14 protein-coding genes, 1 tRNA gene and 1 other RNA gene are annotated in these 14,382 nt (G+C 63.1%); 10 read left to right on the plus strand and 6 right to left on the minus strand.

Going from position 1 to position 14,382, the window contains the following annotated elements; genetic code table 11:
• The first annotated feature begins 122 nt into the window (after positions 1-122).
• The 5 genes from SAC06_RS00880 to SAC06_RS00900 all read left to right on the plus strand — a co-directional run bounded on the left by SAC06_RS00880 (position 123) and on the right by SAC06_RS00900 (position 5,814).
• Entirely contained in the window at positions 123-1,958 is a 1,836-nt protein-coding gene (locus tag SAC06_RS00880) for a ribonucleoside triphosphate reductase (RefSeq protein WP_350258341.1), read from the plus strand.
• On the plus strand, positions 1,955-2,653 hold the full coding sequence (locus SAC06_RS00885) for an anaerobic ribonucleoside-triphosphate reductase activating protein (RefSeq protein WP_350258342.1): 699 nt from the start codon (positions 1,955-1,957) through the stop codon (positions 2,651-2,653). The genes SAC06_RS00880 and SAC06_RS00885 overlap by 4 nt, the downstream gene beginning before the upstream one ends.
• An 82-nt stretch (positions 2,654-2,735) precedes the next feature.
• Entirely contained in the window at positions 2,736-3,467 is a 732-nt protein-coding gene (locus tag SAC06_RS00890) for a glutamine amidotransferase-related protein (protein ID WP_350258343.1), read from the plus strand.
• 228 nt (positions 3,468-3,695) lie between these two features.
• The gene (locus SAC06_RS00895; RefSeq protein ID WP_350258344.1) at positions 3,696-5,102 is read left to right on the plus strand and encodes a uracil-xanthine permease family protein; all 1,407 of its coding nucleotides are present in this window, start codon (positions 3,696-3,698) and stop codon (positions 5,100-5,102) included.
• A gap of 67 nt (positions 5,103-5,169) precedes the next feature.
• Positions 5,170-5,814: a CDP-alcohol phosphatidyltransferase family protein gene (locus SAC06_RS00900; RefSeq protein ID WP_350258345.1), complete on the plus strand. Its 645-nt coding sequence runs from the start codon at positions 5,170-5,172 to the stop codon at positions 5,812-5,814.
• Positions 5,815-5,816: 2 nt separating this feature from the next.
• Here the strand turns inward: SAC06_RS00900 and SAC06_RS00905 are convergent, their stop codons facing one another.
• Complete coding sequence (locus SAC06_RS00905; RefSeq protein WP_350258346.1) at positions 5,817-6,533, minus strand: LytR C-terminal domain-containing protein; 717 nt, start codon at positions 6,531-6,533, stop codon at positions 5,817-5,819.
• A gap of 25 nt (positions 6,534-6,558) precedes the next feature.
• Positions 6,559-7,452 (minus strand): DNA-methyltransferase, encoded by an 894-nt coding sequence (locus SAC06_RS00910; protein ID WP_412766223.1) that lies wholly within the window; start codon positions 7,450-7,452, stop codon positions 6,559-6,561.
• 261 nt (positions 7,453-7,713) lie between these two features.
• Here SAC06_RS00910 and SAC06_RS00915 point away from each other — a divergent pair, with 261 nt between their 5' ends.
• Genes SAC06_RS00915 through SAC06_RS00925 form a run of 3 tightly spaced genes read left to right on the plus strand, consistent with a single transcriptional unit; the run spans position 7,714 to position 9,431 of the window.
• Complete coding sequence (locus SAC06_RS00915; protein WP_350258348.1) at positions 7,714-8,634, plus strand: hypothetical protein; 921 nt, start codon at positions 7,714-7,716, stop codon at positions 8,632-8,634.
• Positions 8,621-9,013, plus strand: a complete 393-nt coding sequence (locus SAC06_RS00920; RefSeq protein ID WP_350258349.1) for a GntR family transcriptional regulator — start codon at positions 8,621-8,623, stop codon at positions 9,011-9,013. Before SAC06_RS00915 ends, SAC06_RS00920 begins: the two co-directional genes overlap by 14 nt.
• Positions 8,994-9,431: a hypothetical protein gene (locus tag SAC06_RS00925; protein WP_350258350.1), complete on the plus strand. Its 438-nt coding sequence runs from the start codon at positions 8,994-8,996 to the stop codon at positions 9,429-9,431. The genes SAC06_RS00920 and SAC06_RS00925 overlap by 20 nt, the downstream gene beginning before the upstream one ends.
• 9 nt (positions 9,432-9,440) lie before the next feature.
• Here SAC06_RS00925 and SAC06_RS00930 read toward each other — a convergent pair whose 3' ends face one another.
• Both SAC06_RS00930 and SAC06_RS00935 read right to left on the minus strand, forming a co-directional pair.
• The gene (locus SAC06_RS00930) at positions 9,441-10,817 is read right to left on the minus strand and encodes a hypothetical protein (protein WP_350258351.1); all 1,377 of its coding nucleotides are present in this window, start codon (positions 10,815-10,817) and stop codon (positions 9,441-9,443) included.
• A complete protein-coding gene (locus tag SAC06_RS00935; protein WP_350258352.1) occupies positions 10,814-11,434 on the minus strand; it encodes an ATP-binding cassette domain-containing protein in 621 nt (206 codons plus the stop codon). The genes SAC06_RS00930 and SAC06_RS00935 overlap by 4 nt, the downstream gene beginning before the upstream one ends.
• Positions 11,435-11,552: 118 nt before the next feature.
• Here SAC06_RS00935 and SAC06_RS00940 point away from each other — a divergent pair, with 118 nt between their 5' ends.
• Positions 11,553-11,711, plus strand: a complete 159-nt coding sequence (locus SAC06_RS00940) for a hypothetical protein (RefSeq protein ID WP_350258353.1) — start codon at positions 11,553-11,555, stop codon at positions 11,709-11,711.
• A gap of 1,684 nt (positions 11,712-13,395) precedes the next feature.
• On the opposite strand, the gene SAC06_RS00945 is transcribed toward SAC06_RS00940, so the two are convergent.
• Positions 13,396-13,480 (minus strand) — tRNA-Ser (locus SAC06_RS00945).
• Positions 13,481-13,602: 122 nt separating this feature from the next.
• Positions 13,603-14,166: a YbaK/EbsC family protein gene (locus tag SAC06_RS00950; RefSeq protein WP_350258354.1), complete on the minus strand. Its 564-nt coding sequence runs from the start codon at positions 14,164-14,166 to the stop codon at positions 13,603-13,605.
• Between the two features lie 98 nt (positions 14,167-14,264).
• Here SAC06_RS00950 and ffs point away from each other — a divergent pair.
• An RNA gene (gene ffs / locus SAC06_RS00955) (signal recognition particle sRNA small type) lies at positions 14,265-14,360 on the plus strand.
• Positions 14,361-14,382: the final 22 nt, after the last annotated feature.

Raw genomic sequence — 14,382 nt, forward strand, 5'->3', positions numbered from 1 at the left:
TCGCGCCGGAGCGATACACTAGATGTAGGTATTGTGGTCCAAGGTCGTCCACGAGGCCGACCCCAAAAAACTGACTTGATAACAGCCACTACACAGGAAACCGCACCGCGAAGGAGCACTCAATGAGCCGCTACGATGTTGACGCCATCGGGACCATCGATGAGTATTTGGAGCGCGCCGACTGGCGTGTCAACGCGAATGCTAACCAGGGCTATTCCCTGGGTGGCATGATCCTCAATTCAGCCGGCAAGATCATTGCCAACTACTGGCTGGAGAAGGTTTACTCTCCCCGCGCTGCGGCGGCGCACCGACGCGGAGACCTCCACATTCACGACTTGGACATGTTCTCCGGCTACTGTGCTGGCTGGTCACTCAAGCGCCTCCTGGAAGAGGGCTTCTCCGGGGTTCCGGGGGCCATCGCCTCCACCCCGCCCAAGCACTTCTCTTCCGCGGCGGGACAGGTTGTCAACTTCCTGGGCACGCTGCAGAACGAGTGGGCCGGGGCGCAGGCGTTCTCCAGCTTCGACACCTACATGGCGCCCTTCATCCGCCTGGACAACATGGAGTACGACCAGCTCAAGCAGCAGATGCAGGAGCTGATCTTCAACCTGAACGTTCCCAGCCGGTGGGGCAGCCAGTGTCCGTTCACCAACCTGACTTTCGACTGGACCTGCCCGGACGACCTGAAGGATGAGCACCCGGTAATCGGGGGCGAGGTCTGCGACTTCACCTACGGCGACCTGCAGGAAGAAATGGACCTGATCAACCGGGCCTTCATCGAGGTGATGAGCGGGGGAGACTCCAACGGGCGCGTCTTCACCTTCCCGATCCCGACCTACAACATCACCCCTGACTTCGAGTGGGACACCCCGAACGTGAACGCGCTGTTCGAGATGACGGCCAAGTACGGTCTGCCCTACTTCCAGAACTTCGTGAACTCCGATCTGAATCCCGGTGACATTCGGTCCATGTGCTGCCGCCTCCAGCTCGACCTGCGCGAACTGCTCAAGCGCGGTAACGGCCTGTTTGGCTCGGCGGAACTGACCGGTTCGGTCGGCGTGGTGACCGTCAACATGGCCCGCCTGGGGTACCGCTTCAAGAACGACATGCGGGGCCTGCTCGACGAGCTGGATCACCTGATCGACCTGGCTTCGGGCACGCTGGAAGCCAAGCGGGTTGTGGTGCAGCAAAACATCGACAACGGACTTTTCCCCTTCACCAAGCGTTACCTGGGCACCCTCGACAACCATTTCTCCACCATCGGGGTGAACGGGATGAACGAGATGGTCCGCAACTTCACCGACGACAAGCACGACCTGACCGACGAGTTCGGCCAGGAAATGTCGATCGCCATTCTGGATCACGTGCGCGAGCGGATGGTTGAGCTGCAGGAGAGCACCGGCCACCTGTACAACCTGGAGGCGACCCCTGCCGAGGGCACCACCTACCGGTTCGCCAAGGAAGACCGGAAGCACTACCCGGGCATTCTGCAGGCCGGCACCGACGAGCAGCCCTACTACACCAACTCCTCGCAACTGCCGGTGGGTTACACCGACGATCCGTTCCAGGCGTTGGAAGAGCAGGAAGTCCTCCAGTCCAAGTACACGGGCGGCACCGTCCTGCACCTGTACATGGGTGAGCGGATCTCGAACGGTGAAGCCTGCAAGCAGATGGTCAAGCGTTCGCTGACCGCCTTCAAGCTGCCCTACATTACGATCACGCCGACCTTCTCGATCTGCCCGGTGCACGGCTACCTGAACGGCGAACACTTCCTGTGCCCGGAGTGCTCCGAGCCGCAGGAATGCGAAGTGTGGACCCGCGTGATGGGGTACTTCCGCCCGGTCCAGTCCTTCAACATTGGCAAGAAGGGTGAGTACAACGAGCGGACCATGTTCACCGAGTCGGCTGCCAACGAGCACGGCGAACTGGTCTCTACCCTCACGCCGGCCAGCAAATGACCGACATCGCCATTGCCGGTCTCCAGCCCCTGTCCACGGTGGACTGGCCCGGCAAGCTAGCGGCAGTCCTGTTTCTGCAGGGCTGCCCCTGGTCCTGCCCCTACTGCCACAACTACCAGATCCTGGATCCGGCCACGCCGGGGGCGGTGCCCTGGGAGGAGGTCCAACGCCTGCTGGCTAAGCGGCAGGGCCTCCTCGACGGGGTGGTGTTTTCCGGGGGCGAGGCGACCCGGCAGCGGGCAGTGGTCGAGGCGGCCGCGGAGGTGAAGGAGATGGGTTTCCAGGTCGGGTTACACACGGCCGGGGCCTACCCCAGCACTTTCGCCCGCCTCCTCGACCAGAACCTGGTCGACTGGGTGGGACTGGACATCAAGGCCCTGCCCGGCGACTACCAGGGTGTGGCCGGTCCGGCGGTGTCCGCTGACAAAGCCCAACAGTCATTGGAACTGCTGTTGAAATCCGGGGTGGACTACGAAGTTCGGTTCACCCTCTGGCAGGGGGGACTGGACTACGCGGAGAAGGTGGCGGCCTGGTGCCAATCCCAGGGGGTGGAGAACTTTGTCCTCCAACGCCTCCAGACCCAGCATCTGCCGCCGAATTACAATCCGGGTCCGGAGGTGACCAACTGGGGTCAGGCCCAGGCAGAGGAAATGCTCAAACAGTACGAGTTCCCTCAGTCCCTGGTGCGGGTTTAGCTCCGGGTCAGAAACACTAGCGGCGGCGAAGTCGGTTTGGACCGACCTCGCCGCCGCCTGTTTGTGCGACTAGGATGTTGGCATGAAGCCGTTCCTACTGGTCTCCACCCGACCCGAAGAAGAAGCCCTCGTCTCCGAATACCAGGCGTACCTGCAGTCCACCGGACTCTCGGAGGATCGCCTGGAGCTGGCTGAGTTTGACCTCGTGGGTCTGCCCCCGGTTGAACTGGGGGACTACCAGGGCGTGTTCGTGGCCGGCTCGCCCTATGGAAACATCACCGCCGGGACCGCCACCTCGAAAACCCAACGATGGGTGGCCGAGGAGTTGCGCGAGTTTTTCCGCCAGGTGTTGGCCGCTGAGATTCCCTGCCTCGCCACCGGCACCGCCATGTCGCTGCTAACCGAGCTGCTGGGCGGCAAAGTGGCTGATGAGCACATGGAGCTGTCGGAGGTAACCTGGGTAACCCAGACTCGCGAAGGGATGGAGGACCCGCTGCTGGCGGGCGTCGCCGAAGATTTCCTGGCCTACGTCAGCCACACCGAGGCGGCACGTGAGCTGCCGGCCGGGGCGGTGCGCCTGGCATGGTCCCCGAACTGTCCGGTGCAGATGTTCCGCCACGGCCAGCACATTTACGCCACGCAGTTCTCTCCCGAGTTGGACGGAGAGGCGATTCAGCGCAAAACCGAAATGTACGCGGATGCGGGCGATTTCCGGGTCGGTGACCTGGACATGCTGGTTGGAACCGGACGGCACCGAACCGGCGGGCAGCAGAGCGCCCTGATCCTGCGTAACTTCGTCAAACAGTTCAGCTAGCCGGTCCCAATTGCCACTCGAATGCGGGGGAACAAATGGTGACCCACCGCGCACTTCGGGCTGGAGGAAATAGACATTCTGATTTTGCGCCTTTTTGCCGGTCGGGCGCAAACGAATCCCACCGTTAGGGGCCGAAGGCTGGTCCGCGGACCGGCTGAGTTACGCTTGAATCCCGAACGTTGACCTGGCGGAGGCGCACCCTTACCGCCCCAACTGATCGGGAGTCCCATGCAATCACCCTTGTCCTCCATCCTGCGCTGGAAAGTGCACGGCACCGGCACCAGCATCGCCCCCGGCGAGGTGGTCCTACCGCGCGAGCGCCTCTCCTGGCCCCGCACCGTCGGGATCGGCGCGCAGCACGTGGTCGCCATGTTTGGCGCCACCTTCCTGGTGCCACTGCTCACCGGCTTCCCGCCCAACACCACGCTGTTCTTCACCGCGATCGGTACCATCCTCTTCTTCCTGATCACGGCCGGCCGCCTCCCGTCCTACCTGGGTTCGTCCTTCGCTCTGATTGCCCCGATCCTGGCGGTCAGCCAAACCCTGGGGGCCAGCTACGCACTCGGTGGAATCATTGCGACCGGTGCCACCCTGGCGCTGGTGGGAATCATCGTGCACTTCGCCGGGATCAAATGGATCGACCTGGTGATGCCGCCGATCGTCACCGGTGCCATTGTGGCCCTGATCGGTTTCAACCTGGCCCCGGCCGCCTGGAACTGGGTGAAGGAGGGGGCCGTCACCGCCCTCATCACCATCGTCGCCATCCTGCTGATCACCGTCCTGTTCAAGGGGATTATCGGGCGCCTGTCGATCCTGTTCGGGGTCTTGATTGGCTACGTGGCGGCGGTTATCCAGCACGAGGTGGACTTCACCGCGGTCCAGCAGGCCGCCTGGTTCGGGTTCCCTGAGTTCCACTCGCCCCAGTTCTCCGCCTCCACCCTGGGTTTGTTCATTCCGGTGGTGCTGGTGCTGGTGGCCGAAAACGTGGGTCACGTGAAGTCGGTGTCGGCCATGACCGGCGAAAACCTGGACGACCTGACCGGTCGAGCCCTCTTTGCCGACGGCATCTCGACCATGCTGGCCGGTTCGGGCGGCGGCTCGGGCACCACCACCTATGCCGAGAACATCGGGGTGATGGCCGCAACCCGCGTCTACTCCTCGGCCGCCTACGTGGTTGCCGCTGGCTTTGCCTTCCTGCTGTCGATGATGCCCAAGTTCGGGGCCCTGATTGCCACCATCCCGGCCGGGGTGCTGGGCGGGGCAGCCACGGTCCTCTACGGGATGATCGGCATGCTGGGCGTTCGAATCTGGGTCCAGAACCGGGTGGACTTCTCGGATCCGGTGAACCTGAATACTGCCGCCGTGGCCATGATCGTGGCCATCGCGGACTACACCTGGGCCCCCGGTGGGATGGTCTTCGGGGGGATCGCGCTCGGCTCGGGGGCGGCCATCATCGTCTACCACTCAATGCGGGGAATCGCGCGGTGGCGCGGAACGAACCTGGAGGCGGCCACTCCCGCCTCGGCTCCTTCCGGCACCGAGCTGGACTCTGAGGCCTACGCGCGCAGGCACCGGGTCAGCGACGGGGTCGACGGCGTGTTGCCCGTCGAAGACGCACGCGAAACCAACGATTAAAGGTGCAGTGACGCAACCGGCCCCCCGGGTGGGGGCCGGTTTTGCCTGTTCCAGATAGGATTGACCCATGCCCGACTCCCCAAGTTCCAGTGCCAACCAGGGTGGGATGTCAACCGCTCAGCCGGAGATGTCTGACCGGATCTGGACGCTGCCCAACCTGATTTCCATTAGCCGCCTCCTGCTCCTGCTGCCCCTGACCGTCTGGTTCCTGGTGCAACAGAACTACGTAGGTGCGCTCTGGTCGCTGGTGGCGCTGGGGATCACCGACTGGCTGGACGGGTTCCTGGCCCGGCGGCTAAACCTGGTGACCCGGTTCGGGAAGAATCTGGACCCGCTCGCGGATCGGCTCTCCGTGCTGGCCGTGGTGTGGGCGCTGATTGTCGACGGGATCCTGCCGTGGCCCTACATTGTGGTGATCGCCGGGATCGACGTCACCGTTGGTCTGCTGGGCCTAGCCTGGTTTGGGGGTCCGCCGGACATTCCGGTCTCCCGGGTTGGGAAGGCGCGCACTGCCGGGATTCTGGTCAGTTTGCCGCTGCTGATCCTGGAGGCGGCCACCGGGATCGAATGGATTGGCGTCGTGGGCCTGGTGATTTTGACCTTCAGCGTGATCGGACACGTCTGGGCGGGGCTCGGCTACCTGCGGATTATGCACGCTTTGCATCGGACCCGGCTGGCCGAGGTGGCCGCCGCGAAAGAGACTCAACAGTAGTCCTATTCGGACTGGGCGCCCTCCCCGGACTGGGATCCAGACTGAGGTCCTGACTGCTGGCCGCCACTTTGCTGGGTCTCGGGCACCGACTTCGGGTCAACGGGAAGGCACTCGCGCAGCGGCTGGAGGCGACTGGTCGAGGTGGCCAGAGCGGTCAGATCGTCGGCTGGCAGGAGCCCCTGGAACCCTTCCCCTAGGGTGATGGAGACCGTGCCAATGGGAAGCTCCCGCAGCTTGATTCGAACGGGAGCCTCGAAGTAGCGGGCAATCGTGTAGGCCAGGTCAACGCTGGCGGGGCCGACATCCAGCTGCACGTTGCCCATGAACGGGTCGGAGGCGTTGTCGACCAGAGCAATTCCGTAGCCCATTTCCTCCAGGGTGCCGGCCACGGAGCCGGCCAAGCCTGAGACGGAGGAAGCGTTCAGCACCTGGAGCTGAGCCCCGGCGACGGAAACCGGCCGGGCGTCCTCGGTCGGGCAGGGAGTGTCACCCATTTCCGCGTAGTCGATCTTCTTGGAGAACTCATTGCCAAACGGGGTGGGGATGATTCCGGTCAGGGTCAACGCTGCCAGTGCCAACGCCGCCAGCAGGAACACAATGATGATACTGAAAATGCGCATCTGGCGGCGCGCCATCGTCTCGCGGTAGATCTGCCGGGGGGACTTGTGCGGCCCGGGAAGATGTTGGGGCGCCGGCGCGTTATTCTCAGGGGTGCTCACGGTTCAAACTTACTTGATTCAGTCGCTAAAAGGTTAGCCCGCCCGCTTTGTCTGGGGATTCACCGCCGCTTAGATCGACGAAGTGGGCGGTGGGGAGGCGTTTGGTGCAGATGTCATAGGACTGGGGATTGTCGTCGACCAGAAGGAACTTTCGTCCGAGTTGCTGTGCGGCATCGCCGGTGGTGCCGGAGCCGGCAAAGAAGTCCAGCACCCAATCGTCTGGCCTGGAACTGGCGGTAATCACCCGGCGGATAATTCCCAGTGGCTTTTGGGTGGGATAGCCGGTCTTTTCCTTCCCGGTGGGGGAGACAATCGTGTGCCACCAGACGTCCGTCGGCAACTTACCCCGTTTGGCTTTCTCCGGGGTGACCAGACCCGGAGCCATGTAGGGCTCCCGATCAACTTCGGCACTGTCAAAGTAGTAGAGGTTGGGATCCTTGACGTAAACCAGGATGTTGTCATGTTTGGTGGGCCAGCGACGTTTGGTTCGGGCACCGTAGTCATAGGCCCAAATGATCTCGTTCAGAAAACTCTCGCGCCCAAAGATTTGGTCGAGCAGCACCTTGGCGTAGTGCACCTCCCGGTAATCGAGGTGCAGGTATAGGGTTCCGCTGGGGGTCAGCAGTCGCCACGCTTCGATCAAGCGCGGCTCCAGGAAGGCCCAATAGTTGGAGAACTGATCGTCGTAAGACTGAAGGTTTAGTCGGACGGATTCGTAAGTGTGTCCCCCGAACCCGACCCGGCCCCCGTCGACTGAGCGCTTAGTTTGCAGCGTGGATCGGCTCTGCTTCCGTCCCGTATTAAATGGGGGATCAATGTAAATGAGTTGAAACGACTCGGACGGCAACGCCTGCAAAACCGGGAGATTGTCCCCCAAAATGACAGTGTTTGGGGACGTTGGATGCCAAAGGGATGCCATTTCCCGACGATATCACTAGAATCCGATCAGCGTCGTGCAGTTTGAGTATGCGAACTGATCAAATGTTGATTTCGACCTCGGTAATGTGCAGCTAGTGCCCTCTGACCTGCACGTTTCCATGTGTAGCAAGGAAGTGTTGACGGGTTGAGCTGGCAGCCCAAAGTGAGGCTGTATCAACTACTTGCTACACCTGGTCGAGGGTGCTAGCTTGGTCTTACCGGTGTAGCAAGTAGTTGATACAAGGTGGAGGGAAGCACGCTCATGATGGTGGGATCAGCATTGATACTGCTGGTGGTGGTCATTCCCCTGGTCGCCGCCTGGATGATTGGCAGCGGCAGCCCCACGCGCTGGGTTCGAGTCTCGGTGGATCAGTACCACTGGTCGGCCCTGCGCTCTGCCCGTCGCCGGGGGCTGATCAGTATCGCCGTGGCGGCGGGGGCCTTCCTGCTGGCGCTAACTTCCGCCGGCACCGGCCTCGGCTTGGGTGCGGCCCTCGCCCCGAGCGTGGCCGTCACCGCCGGCCTACTGGTCTACGCCGCCACCCCGGCCGCCGGCAAACGCGTGGGGACAGTGCGAACCGCCTCCCTCGAACCGAGGCGCTGGTGGTCCTTCGTCCCCCCGGGACCGGCGCTCCTGTGGGGAGTGGCCGCGGTGCTGCTGGTTGGGTCGGTGATTTGGTTCGGAAACACCGCGGTCCCGGACTCATTTGGCCTGTCCCGTGCTTTTGGACGGGCTGACGGGGTGGGCGGATCCGCCACTGCCGGCCCCTACCCGGGCTGGTACTACGGGGTGCCGATCGCGATTGGCGCCCTGGTCCTAGCCGTCGTCACCGCGGTGGGAATCTGGCGGGTCAGCCTCTGGCCCGCCCTGCCCGGGCCCACGTTGGAGGCGGCCGACTCGCGCTGGCGGTCCCGCTCGTGCGAGGTGGTCCTCCTGCTAAGTGCCGGCTCCCTCTGGGCGCAGTTGGCCGGCATCTGGTTCATGGGGGGCCAAGCCATTCGATCGGTGGCCTGGTCACTGTCGGATCCGGGCAGCCGGCTGGTGGCGGTGGGATCAGTCGTTGCCCTCTTGGGTACGTTGGCCGCACTGTTGACGGCCGTCATGGTGGGGGCTGCTATTCGGCGAGCATTGGCTCTGCCCGCCGCCTCCTTGGGGACGCTGGTGACCGATGATCACAGTTGATGCCGACCTGTCGACCCCGCCTTTTGAGCAGATCCGAGCACAGATCGCGGCGCAGGTCCAGTCTGGCGAGTTGCGGGCGGGACAACGCCTTCCCGCCATCCGGCAACTAGCTGCGGATCTGCGGATTGCCCCCGGAACGGTGGCGCGCGCCTACTCGGATCTGGAGGAGGCCGGGTTGATCGAGACCAGCCGGCGGTTTGGTTCCCGCGTGAAGGCGGCCGCCGCCCCGGGGGATAGCGACTTGGCCGAGCAGGCGCGAACCCTGTCGCGGACAGCGAAGCGGGCAGGGCTGTCGCAAGCCGACCTGCTGGGCCTAGTTCAAAGTGCCTGGAGCGAGATTAGTGGTGAAGGGGGGCAGCATGAATCAGCTGCTGGTTAGGGTTCAAGTCGAGCCGGAGGAGGGTCACCGGGGCCTGCTTAGTCGTCTGGCCCGCCTCCTGGTGGCCACAGTCCTGTGCCTGTTGACGTTACAGATGGCGATCGTGTCCTCGACAGGACGCTGCGGCCTGGTGGCCGAGCAAACGCAGTGCGTCACGATGGATTTACGTCCTTCAGGCACGGGGGCATTGCTGCTGGTGCTGGTGCTGCTGGCCGGAGTTCTGTGGGCCCGACGCCAGCCCACCGGCCGAGACGCAGACCTGGCCCTTCGCCGCCTCGCCGGGGTGCTGGTGGCTGCCACGGTGGCGATCATCCTGGTAGCCCAGGTTGCGTTCGCCCTGCTTCCTTGGCCCGCTGATCCAGTTGCCGGCCAGGTGGTGCCGGTGCCGTTTGGCTCGGTCCTGATCACGGTCAACTAGCCGGGGCGGTTACCGGTTTTGGTCCCACCAGACTCGGAACGCTGAGACCGCGAACAGCACCCCGAGGGCCAGGGCAGCCGGAGCGGGGGCGAACACTAGGCCGAGCAGTCCCACCACGGCGGCAACCAGCCAACCCGAGGTGGATCGAGTCACCAGCCCCAGGGAAACTTGCCCCAACTCGGGCACGTGTACGACCGTTCCCAACGGCCCCTGCTGCTGGACCCGGGCCAGGGCGCGCCCCCGCTCCACCAGCAGGTAGGCGCTGGCCAGGACCACCACCGCCGCCCGGTCGAACGGAAACGAGTTCGGGAAGGCGCAGAGCCAAACGGAGCCCACCCCAACCAGTGCCGGCAGGATCCAGAGGCCCAAAAACAGGGCGGTTGTCTTGGGTCCCGCGATGACGGCCATGGTCCGTCGAAGCGAGGGACTGGTGCACCAGGTGTTCCAAGCCTTCCCCACCTTCAGGGTCAGGGCGAGGGTTCCGGCCAGGGCCACCAACCCGCCCAGACTGGGTCCACCTGCCAGTGAAGCGACCCAAGTGCTCGCGAGTACCCCGACCGCCCACCAGCAGCTAGCGGCTCCCGTTCGCTCGGCCAGCAGCAAAAACAAGGAGGCAGCGTGCGCGGTGGGTGGGGGCCAGCTCGGCCTCCGGCTCGGCGTTCCCCGCTGGTCGATCAGCGCGGAGATCGCATCGGAGTCCAGCAGGAAGATTGAGGTGTGCAGGCTCCCGAGATTGGCGTCAGCGCGGATCAGCTCCCACCGGGGGGTGCGGCGGTTGCGCTCGCGGAGACGAGGGGCGGCCAACCCCAAGCAGACTCCGGCGGTGACTACCGGGGGCGCCAACTCCAGGGCCCGGGTCAACCCCGCCTCGAACCCGAGGGCAGGCAGGAGGAGGGTCAGCGCACCCGCCCCAAGGAAACCCACCGTCAGCCACCTGGTGGAGTAGGGGGAGCCAAACCGCTGCACCACCAGCGCCAGCAGAAACAGCAGGGCCGAACCCACCCCGACCTCGAGCAGGAACTGGAGGATAGCCGCGCCACCCAGCCCCCACTCGGCAAACATCGAAAGCGCCAGCGTTAGAATCAGCGACAGTCCAAGTGCAACCAGCAGGGCGGAAATCAGCGGAGCGTGACGGGACTGCGCCTGCTGCCTGCGCCAGGTTAGCTGGGCGAGGGAGGCGCGTCGGGGTCCGAGGAACACCAATGTCAGCCAGACCAGGCCGAGCAGGACGGCGCTGGTCAGACCGGGCCAGGTGGAGGGGTCAATTCGAGGCTCGACGAGGGTGGACAGGTGGGTGCCCGCCGCGTGGAGGGCGCCGTAAAGCAGGGTTCCCCCCACCACGGAAATCGTGGCCGCATACCACCAGTCGCCAGCTTTTGAACTCAACTGTTGTCCCCTGCCAGATGTAGGCGCTGAGCCGGGAGGTCGGCGAACAGTTCCGGGCGGTGGGTGGCGAGCACGACCGAGCGCTGCCCGAGTATCGCGCCCAGCGCCTCCGCCAGGACCTCCTGGTACTCCTCGTCCAATCCCCGCTCGGGTTCGTCGAGGAACAGGAAGCTCCACGGTCGGACAATCATGGAAGCCAACGCGCAACGCCGCTCCTGGCCGGTGCTGAGGGAGTGGGGGAGCCGGCGAATCAGGTGGGCCGCGCCGAAGAGGTCAAGTGCAACTTCAACCGAGGAGGACCGCTGGGATTTGCTCGCCAGGAGCAGGTGGTCCCCGACAGTGAGCTCAGGCAGCCAGGCCCAATCGTCGAAGATGGAGTGGGTGAGCTGGCGGTGGGCGCGACTGGTTGGGGGACAGTCCTCGCCACCGAGCAGGTAGGAGCTGAACTTCATTGGCTGGAGGCCAGCCAGTCCGCGCAGAAGCGTCGACTTGCCGGCCCCGTTGGCCCCGGTGACGATGAGTGCTTGGCCAGGTTCAACGTTCAAGGAGAGATCTCGGATGACGGGAACTTTGCCGTAACCCATCCGGATGTCGTCCACCTGCAAGCCACCGGGCATCGGCGCTCCCCTTTCGCTGTGTCTGGTTTCAGTCTAGGGGTAGTCCAGTGGCGGCTTCGCCGCCGATGTGCGAGACCCAAACATTGATCTCGCTAAGAGTCCCTGCGACGATCCTGACTTGCCCGTCATCGAAGAGGAAGAGATAGTCTTCCTAACTAGGGATGAGTTCATGATCCTGCTTGGAGGCTTCCCCGAGGAATACCAGCGGTTCGTGCAGGCCCAATTTGTGACTGGAATGCGGTTCGGCAAGATCACCGCACTGCCAGTGAAGCACTAAGCCCCTCTCCCTCTCTGGAACCCCTGCCTCCTAGCGTGTCGCCCAGGCAGGGAGGAAAACCCCGGGAAATGGCAACTGAGGCTCCGAGACCACACCGGGGCCGCCCCGAAGTCTGAATCAGCGAGGAACTCGAGGCAGCCAGCTGGACTCTGATTGAGGGCAAGGACGCTCATGATCTGAGCTTCACGACCCTTCGTCGGGGCCGGATTAGGCACTCGACCTTCTATTCTGACGCGGGGGTGCTCGATCTGGCCCGGTAAGCGCCCCCGGCTAAAACAGTGCGGTCCCCTGGAAGCTGCCCGGTACGGGATTGCCCCAATTGTGGGGTGGAGTCCGCGGTGCTGGAGGTGGGAGGGCGCAGGTGAGGCCGGGATTGCGGTAGTCGAGACAACCTGCGGGTCTGCTCTGATTGCTACTGCACGCTGGAAGGAGATTGGCGAAAATCTGCACCGATTGGGTGGTGCTTACCGTTCTGTAGCGTCTTGTCACTCTTTAGCTGAGTTGCCGGGAGGTAAGAATGCCTCATAGTGCGCGGCGCGGGGTCGACCAACTGCGCGTCCAGACGAAAGGGAGATTGTGACCCTGACCTGCGCTTTTACCCCGATGTGCCTCTTGATATATCCATATTTCCGCCCACCATTATTGAAGTTTCCAACCATCCTGTCATCCGCCGAAACCAACGGGCGTTCTTGGAGTCCAATAGAAATTCGTAAAACGATCCGAGTCACGGTTTGGTAACACTACTAGCTCTGTGTGGAAGCTCGGCTCAAAAACGGACAGTCCGTCGGTACGCTGAGGTAGGTGAGGTTGAGGTGTTGACCCACAGTCGTGGATGACGACTCAATGACAACGATGTTGAAGTGGAAGTTCGGAGGAGGCTTGACTCATCGTTTTGAGGCCAGCGAGACAATCACCTTCTTCTTTGAGGGCGTTCCTGTCGGCGATCTTTTGAAAGCCTCGATTTTTTCGAGACAGTCCTCGGCTTAACCGACACAGGAACGTTCCCGCTGATAGACGATTATTTGACTTAGCCAATTTTATACTCCATCGACACTAAGGAAAGAGATGCCGAACTGGGAAAAAGCGTTGCATATCGTATTGCTTGGTGCTGCGACTATAATTGCTCTGGTCACTTATTCTAGGATGGGCACTTTGCTAATTTTTATTGGATACATGTTTGCACTGATTCGGCGAGCTCAAGAGTGTCCCAAACGAGATGTAATCTCCGTCAAGCCGCTTGCAGGGGGAGACAGGTAGTCCGGCCGTTCAGGAGGCAGGACACGCAACGCAAAGAAGCTGCCTCGCCCCGGTGCCAGGCCGGGAGTTGGGCCGGTTCCAACTGCACCCCAAGTCCGAGGTTGGTGGTCCGGTAGAAGCCGGAGCTGAGCCTGGCTTGAGATTCGCGCCATCGTCAGAGCTCAGCGCGTGGCAGCACCCGGCAGGCAACACCGCGCGGCCAGGCCTTCGGCCACCGGTCCGAAGTACGATCGCCGACCGGAGGACATGGATTCTGGGGTTCTGTCGGATAGCTATGCAATAGCCGTTCAGACGATGAACCCGGCAACTGGCACGATAGCCCAATTGTCCCGCAATTGCGGTACCTCGGTTTGGACTGTGTGCCACCCATGGGGACAAGAGTTTGCGGCGACCCTCGCCAACGCTGCCAACCGGCAGTAACTAGGAGCGGAGGATGGGGGATTCGAACCCCCGAGGGCTTGCACCCAACACGCTTTCCAAGCGTGCGCCATAGGCCACTAGGCGAATCCTCCGGTGCATTGATGCTGCGTATCCGCACCAACCATGCCCAGCTATCCTACCTAGATTTGAGGTTGATTGCGAAACTGAGGCTGTGATTTGGCGAACGCCACCAGCGGGCCCGAAAGCAGGGCCGCTAGTTGGCCAGGCCCTCAATCACCTCGGATCCCGGCAGGGTGGCCAGGACCTGTCCGGGCAAAACCAGCTTGGAGTGGCGGACCCCGGAACCGATGCAGGCCCAGCCTTCGCTGGCCCGCTGGTCCACCAGCAGCCGCCAAGTGGTGGGAATCCCGACCGGGGTGATCGCGCCGTATTCCATCCCGCTCTGCTCGACGGCCAGGTCGCGGGCCAGGAACGAGGCTTTCCGCACGTCCAGCAGTCGGCGTACCACCGAGTTCACATCCGCGTTAGTGGTGGCCCGGATATTGCAGGCGGCGATCCGTTGCTCACCTGCTCGTTTGCCGCCGACCAGGATGCAGTTGACCGACAGAGCCGGGTCCAAGTCAAACGCCGAGGTCAGTGCCTCCGTGTCGGCCGCCTCCGGCGGGACCGGGGCCACGAAGATCTGCTCAGCCAAATCGGGACGGGTTTCGCGATACGCGAGCAGTGCTGCCCGAACGGGAGCGGCAACCAGATCCAGTTCGTCCCAAACGGGGACAAGTTCCAAAGTTCCGGTGCCGGGAATCTGAGGGTGCGACAAGCTGCTTCCTTCCAGACAAAGATCAGTCGGCCAACTTGATCATATCCACAGCGGTCCGAGCTCGTTCCCGCGGCTGAGATGGAACGTGTAGACTGGTCCTCGATCCCCCGTGTGACGGTATCACCTGAACCTCCCCAGGGCCGGAAGGCAGCAAGGATAAGGTCGCTCTGCCGGGTGCGCGGGGGATCGCTATATGCCGGCCCGTGCGTGAACCAA

It is taken from the genome of Scrofimicrobium sp. R131, from assembly GCF_040256745.1.
GTDB classification, from domain to species: Bacteria; Actinomycetota; Actinomycetes; order Actinomycetales; family Actinomycetaceae; genus Scrofimicrobium; species Scrofimicrobium appendicitidis.

Excerpts from the sequence above, each read along its gene's own strand:
- SAC06_RS00885 (WP_350258342.1), top strand. The coding sequence starts at position 1,955 with ATGACCGACATCGCCATTGCCGGTCTCCAGCCCCTGTCCACGGTGGAC.
- SAC06_RS00915 (WP_350258348.1), top strand. The coding sequence starts at position 7,714 with ATGATGGTGGGATCAGCATTGATACTGCTGGTGGTGGTCATTCCCCTG.
- SAC06_RS00900 (WP_350258345.1), top strand. The coding sequence starts at position 5,170 with ATGCCCGACTCCCCAAGTTCCAGTGCCAACCAGGGTGGGATGTCAACC.
- SAC06_RS00890 (WP_350258343.1), top strand. The coding sequence starts at position 2,736 with ATGAAGCCGTTCCTACTGGTCTCCACCCGACCCGAAGAAGAAGCCCTC.
- SAC06_RS00925 (WP_350258350.1), top strand. The coding sequence starts at position 8,994 with ATGAATCAGCTGCTGGTTAGGGTTCAAGTCGAGCCGGAGGAGGGTCAC.
- SAC06_RS00895 (WP_350258344.1), top strand. The coding sequence starts at position 3,696 with ATGCAATCACCCTTGTCCTCCATCCTGCGCTGGAAAGTGCACGGCACC.
- SAC06_RS00880 (WP_350258341.1), top strand. The coding sequence starts at position 123 with ATGAGCCGCTACGATGTTGACGCCATCGGGACCATCGATGAGTATTTG.
- SAC06_RS00935 (WP_350258352.1), bottom strand. The coding sequence starts at position 11,434 with ATGCCCGGTGGCTTGCAGGTGGACGACATCCGGATGGGTTACGGCAAA.
- SAC06_RS00910 (WP_412766223.1), bottom strand. The coding sequence starts at position 7,452 with ATGGCATCCCTTTGGCATCCAACGTCCCCAAACACTGTCATTTTGGGG.
- SAC06_RS00920 (WP_350258349.1), top strand. The coding sequence starts at position 8,621 with ATGATCACAGTTGATGCCGACCTGTCGACCCCGCCTTTTGAGCAGATC.